This is a genomic window from Sphingomonas sp. Leaf242, assembly GCF_001422045.1.
Lineage (GTDB): Bacteria > Pseudomonadota > Alphaproteobacteria > Sphingomonadales > Sphingomonadaceae > Sphingomonas.
In genome coordinates, this window is sequence record NZ_LMLW01000009.1 from 615,279 (window position 1) to 621,278 (window position 6,000).

General features: G+C 62.5%; 5 protein-coding genes and 1 tRNA gene. All 6 read left to right on the forward strand.

The window, feature by feature from the left end:
- Positions 1 to 51 precede the first annotated feature (51 nt).
- Positions 52 to 1,560, forward strand: a complete 1,509-nt coding sequence (locus ASF09_RS14110; protein ID WP_060526757.1) for a YifB family Mg chelatase-like AAA ATPase — start codon at positions 52 to 54, stop codon at positions 1,558 to 1,560.
- A gap of 66 nt (positions 1,561 to 1,626) precedes the next feature.
- Positions 1,627 to 1,711: transfer RNA gene (locus ASF09_RS14115), tRNA-Leu, on the forward strand.
- Between the two features lie 160 nt (positions 1,712 to 1,871).
- Positions 1,872 to 3,137 carry a tyrosine-type recombinase/integrase gene (locus ASF09_RS14120; protein WP_060526758.1) on the forward strand — a complete coding sequence of 422 codons (1,266 nt, stop codon included), beginning with the start codon at positions 1,872 to 1,874 and terminating at the stop codon, positions 3,135 to 3,137.
- Between the two features lie 19 nt (positions 3,138 to 3,156).
- Entirely contained in the window at positions 3,157 to 3,870 is a 714-nt protein-coding gene (locus ASF09_RS14125; protein WP_060526759.1) for a hypothetical protein, read from the forward strand.
- A gap of 435 nt (positions 3,871 to 4,305) precedes the next feature.
- A complete protein-coding gene (locus ASF09_RS14130) occupies positions 4,306 to 5,157 on the forward strand; it encodes a hypothetical protein (RefSeq protein ID WP_060526760.1) in 852 nt (283 codons plus the stop codon).
- Positions 5,154 to 5,807, forward strand: coding sequence for a hypothetical protein (locus tag ASF09_RS14135; RefSeq protein ID WP_060526761.1), 654 nt, complete (start codon positions 5,154 to 5,156; stop codon positions 5,805 to 5,807). The genes ASF09_RS14130 and ASF09_RS14135 overlap by 4 nt, the downstream gene beginning before the upstream one ends.
- Positions 5,808 to 6,000 lie beyond the last annotated feature (193 nt).

The window sequence follows — 6,000 nt, forward strand, 5'->3', positions numbered from 1 at the left end:
TGGCAAATCGGGTATGAATAAGGCGTGACGTCGTGTCGCGGGGGAGCGGGCATGGCGGCGATCGTGGCGACGGTGGCGTATCTGGGACTGGAAGCACGTGCGGTCGAGGTGCAAGTCCAACTGATTCCAGGACTTCCTGCGTTCAACGTCGTCGGTTTGGCGGACAAGGCGGTCGGCGAAAGTCGCGAACGCGTGCGGGGCGCGATCGCCGGGATGGGGCTGTCGCTGCCGTCGAAACGCATCGCGGTGAACCTGTCGCCCGCCGATCTGCCGAAAGAAGGATCGCATTTCGATCTACCCATCGCCCTGGCGTTGCTCGCAGCGATGGGTGTCGTCGATGCCGAAGCGCTGGCGGATTACGTGATCGTCGGCGAACTCGGGCTCGACGCGCGGATCACCGCGTCGCCGGGCGTGTTGCTGGCGGCGCTGCATGCGTCGGAAGTGGGGAAGGGGCTCGTCTGTCCGGCCGCGCAAGGATCTGAAGCGGCATGGGCGGGCGAGATCGAGGTTATTGCCGCGCCCGACCTGTTGGCGCTGCTGAACCACTTCAAGGGCCATGGCCTGCTCAGCCCGCCCAAGCCCGGCATTGCGGAACAGTCCGATCGCGGTCCGGACCTGCGGCAGGTGAAGGGGCAGGAGACGGCCAAGCGCGCCTTGGAAATCGCCGCCGCCGGGTCGCATAATCTGCTGATGGTAGGCCCGCCCGGCTCCGGCAAGTCGCTGATGGCGTCGTGCCTGCCCGGTATCCTGCCGCCGCTCGACCCCGCCGAGGCGCTCGAAGTCTCGATGGTGCAATCGGTAGCGGGGACGCTTTCCGGCGGCCGCCTGACCCGCACGCGGCCGTTTCGTGCTCCACACCATTCCGCATCGATGGCGGCACTTACCGGGGGCGGGCTGAAGGTAAAGCCGGGCGAGGTCAGCCTTGCGCATCTCGGCGTCCTGTTCCTCGACGAACTCCCCGAGTTCCAGCGCGCCGTCCTCGATTCGCTCCGCCAACCGCTGGAAACCGGCACGGTCAGCGTCGCGCGCGCCAACGCGCACGTAACGTTTCCCGCGCGCGTGCAATTGATCGCAGCGATGAACCCGTGCCGATGCGGCCATCTTGGTGACGCGAGCCTCGCCTGCGCGCGCGCGCCGAAATGCGCGGCGGACTATCAGGCGAAGGTCTCCGGCCCTTTGCTGGACCGAATCGATCTGCACATCGACGTCCAGGCGGTCAGCGCGGCCGACCTGATCCTCCCACCGCCGACCGAAGGCTCGGCCGAAGTCGCCGCCCGCGTTTCCGCCGCCCGGGCGATCCAGACCGAGCGATACCGCGACCACCCGGTACGCACCAATGCGGAGGCGGATGGCGCGTTGCTCGACGCCGTTGCCACGCCCGACGAAGCTGGCCACAAACTCCTCGCCCAAGCCGCCGAAGCGATGCGCCTGACCGCGCGAGGCTACACGCGCATCCTCCGCGTCGCCCGTACCATCGCCGATCTGGCCGGCAGCGAACCCGTCGGCCGCATCCACATCGCCGAGGCGCTCAGCTACCGCCGCCAACCGCCGAGAAACTGAACGGTCGTAATTCCTCGTCAAGACAGCTTGCGGCGGACGAAAGCTTAGTCTAGCCAACCCGCCGCTGCCCCTGTGGCGAAATTGGTAGACGCGACCGACTCAAAATCGGTTGCCGCAAGGCATGCTGGTTCGATTCCGGCCAGGGGCACCAACCACTAATTCCAACGCATCCCAACCCGTCCCGCAAGGGGCGGGTTTTGTTGCTATTACAGGGTTGTGCGGCGTCTCATCGCGTCCCATTGTCACCCAATGCAGCGACGATCATTTGGGGGCACTTCGGGGGCACCGAGTTTCGTGCTTGGGGGCACTGAATGCTGACCGATACAGCAATCAAAAAGGCGAAGCCGAAGGAGAAGGCTTACAAGCTCGGCGACTCCGGCGGCTTATATTTATACATCATGCCCAGCGGATATCGCAGCTGGCGCATGAAGTTCCGATACGGCGGCAAGGAGAAGCGTCTGGTCTTCGGTTCCTACCCGGACACGACTTTGCTTCAGGCGCGCGCCATGCGGGAGAACGCGGCGAAGCTACTGCGGGACGGGATCGACCCGTCGATCCACAAGGTGCAACAGGCGGCAGCGCAGGTGGCTCGCGTCGGCGCAACGTTCAAGACGATCGCGGAGGACTGGTTGATCAGCCAGGAAGCGACCTGGTCCAAGCGGTATGCGCAGAACGTGAAGAACAGCTTCGTGCAGGACGTGTATCCGAAGCTCGGTCATTTGCCGATCGACGCGATCACCACGCCGTTGGTGCTAAAAGTTCTACGTCCGGTCGAGGAGCGCGGCGCGATCGAGACGGCGCATCGTATCCGGCAGCGGATTTCGGAGGTGTTCGCGCGAGCGATCGGCAGCGGCATCGTGGCGGCGGATCCGGCCGGGGTGGCGCAACGTGCGCTGTCGCCGATCAAGCGTGGCAAACAGCCTGCGGTGCGGACGGTGGAAGCCGCACGGATCGTCCTGCGGAAGGTCGAGGAACAGCCGGCGCATCCGCTAACCAAGCTCGCGTCGCGCTTCCTTTCGCTGACGGCCGTGCGATCGGGCGTGTTGCGCATGGCCGAGCCAAAGGAATTCGAGGGACTGGGCGGGCCGGAGCCGATCTGGCGTATCCCGGCAGCCAAGATGAAACTGGTTATCGACCAGAAGGAAGATGCAGCCTTCGAATTCATCGTCCCGCTCTCCCGGCAGGCCGTCGACACAGTGAGGGTCGCAATGGAGTTCGCTGGGAAGGGGCCGTTGATCTTTCGCAGCGTGCGCCATCCGCGCCGCCCGTTGAGCGACAGTACGTTGAGCAAGGCATATCGCGAGGCCGGGTTTACCGGACTTCACGTCCCGCACGGTTGGCGATCGACCTTCTCGACCGTTATGAACGAACTGGCAGGGGTAGAGAGCAGGGTAGGGGATCGTGCGATCATCGACCTCATGCTGGCACACGTGCCGAGCAACAGCGTCGAGGCCGCTTACAACCGTGCCGCATACATGCCGCGTCGGCGCGAGCTGGCGCAGGAATGGGCGGATATGCTGGTGCAGGACCTTGCACCGCTAGAATCATTGCTGACGGGGCTACGGCAACACGCCTGACCCGTCAGGGAGCAGTGGCATGACCGCGCGCTCCCTCTTCAAGATCGTCGGCGGCAAAGCCTCAAAGGGCCATCGGACCGGGCAGCCGGTCCGCCGTAGCAGCTATCGTGCAGGCGAGCGCGAGCAGCGGTATTGGCGGCCGTTCAACAAGGCTGAACGCAACGCGCGCATGCGTGCTGCGGAAACCTACGACCGGAAGCACAAGATCGCAGGCAAGCGTAACGGGCCGCTTGGCGCGATCGGCGTAGACGTGCTGCGCGAGCTGATGCGAATGATCGACTTCAAGACGGGCAGGCTCGAACCCGCCATCGCGACGTTGGCGACGCGGCTAAGCCGTTCGCGCGGCGCGATCGTCAAGGCGCTCGCGCGTCTGAAGGAGCATGGCTTCCTCAACTGGATTCGGCGGTTCGAACCGATCGAGGATCCCGACGCCTTCGGTCCCCAGGTGAAGCAGGTGACGAACGCGTATTGGTTCGGCTTGCCAAAGGAAGCGGCCGACATGGTCCGCCGCATGATGGGCAAGGGGCCGATGCCAGACGACGAGGTAACCCGCAGGAAGGCCAACGAAGAGGAAACCGCGGCTATGCTGGCGACGATCTCGGCCGAGGATCTGGCGGCGTTCCGTGCCGGCGACGAGTCCCCTCTCGCGAAAGCTCTCGCTTCGCTAGGCCGTCGCGTAGATCTTTGTAACGCGAATTCACCGGGTGGTCAGAACCCGACCCTACAAGGTTAAATATAAAAGGAACGCCGTTGGCGTGCGCAGATTTGCTGCTCCACCAAGCCTCCGAGGCCCCTAACCCGACGGGTTCAACATCCAGCGACCGCGGGTGAGCGAGCCGGCTTGCGCCGTCCCGTGCATCCTGGAGAGGATGCGCAAATTCGGTGCCATTTCAGCCCCGGACGTCCATGCTCGAGGATATCCTCGGTTAGAGGGCGTTTGGCCTGGGCGCGCGCCATAGCAGTTAGGGGACCGGGTAGCGGCTGAGGCATCGCGATTGAGGTTGTCAAAGTGCCAGAAGCCAAACGTGATTTACTGCCAACATGCCATTCGCATTTGGCGGAATTGGTGGGGTGTGGTCGTCGCGCGGCGCTGGACTTCGATGCGGCGTCGCGTAAGTTAGACTAAGTAGGGGAGATGCCAAACGCGGCATGGATTTAGGAAAGCGGCATGAGTGACCAACACTGGCCGGATGCGCTGGGGCGGATAAATACTAGCAACAGCGCAGGCGTATATTACAACAATTACTCCGATACGGCAGGCGCGAACAGGATCGGCGAGCGAGCTCCCGGTTATAAGGCCAGCCTAAGCGTCATGGCTTCGTCCAGAAGAAAGGTTCTGGTCACTCTGAACTTCTTCGCCTTATCTGGCTACGGCTTTTCTTCGACTGCGGGCGAGATGCAGAGAGCCAAGGATACGCTGGTTGATCAGGTCCGGTCGCTGTGGAACCAGCGCAGGTTGAGACTGATATTGTTCGTGCTGGACGAGCGAGGACGGTCCACCGACGTCTCACGCAGCCTGGATGTCGAGTTTCGGATCAGATGGACTCGGTCGATGGCGAGCGCCGATTACGTCTTGTGCGTGTACCCAACACAGAACGATCTTCCCATGGTCCCAGGTAGGACCGACCGGCCGCCGTTCGTCATGTCAGGCGCCTGGACTCAATCGCACAGGATCGAGATGCATATCGCGGCGACCGAACAGGCGTGGACATTCAGTCATGAATTCGGTCACTGCATCGGGCTACCCGACGAATACAGCCACCCCGGTGTCGGCTATTTCAAGCCGGACGGGCGCGAGGGCCTGTTGCTTCAGCGGCCGGACGCTTTCATCCCCGCCAACCGGCAAGGCGGGGTTACGTCTGGCCGCCGCAATTCGGATCTCAGGACGGAGATGAGTACGAATCCCAACAGCAACCTCTTGCCAAGACATTTGTGGCCGACCGCGATCGAAGTCAGAAGGCTGGTCAATCGGTTATCGAAAAGCACCAAATTTGGTGTCGATGTGAACTTTTCTCGATGAAGGACGCACCGGCGATGAAGGCCTTCCTGCTGTGCTTGATCGCGCTGACCGCGTGTGGCTCAACTAAGGATCGATCCGACGTGGACCTTCCCACCAACGCGGCAAGCCCTGATGCGGCTAGTTCGCAACCGGGCAAGGACACGATCCGAACGTCGGCTGTGGCCAGCAAGAACCTGCCGGCGAAATACGTGAAGGCACTATCGTGCGACTTCGACGAGAAGCTCACCACTGCCGTGCAGACCTATCATAAGACGGAGGCGGGGCGAGCCGAGCGCGCACGCGACGTGACGCTGCTCAAGTCGCTCGGCTTCACGCGGGAAGGGCGCGACGGCGATCTTGAGAGCGTGGGGGGCAAGATCGCGGCACCCTCCGGCCTAACCGTTCTCGGCTTGCCTGTCCGATCGGTGGAGTTAAACGGCATGATCGGCGATGCGAACGCGATGTACGTCACTGTCTTCGACAACGGCGTGACCGTGAACCAGGTCGTCAATGCCGCCCGTCTGCAGATAGATTTTCAATCCTACAAGAAGTACAAGATCCGCCACTACAGTAGGGGACTTGCTAGCAAACCCTATGCGCAACTTTATCTGGACGACAGAGGTGGTGGTAATGCCACGCTTGTATGCCAGATCAAGGGTACTCCGGACTGACCCCCAAAGGATTCTCACCAGATGCCGATCAGCACTGGTTCGCAACATGGTCCCGCGGTATTCTCTCGCGCCTGAAGACAGTCGCCATCGTGATGCTTAGGGCTCAAACCCAATCAGTCTATTGATCTGAATGGAGCTTCCTGATTCACAGAGTGTGTGACGATGGAGGCGGTAGATGGCGTTGTTCTGGTTG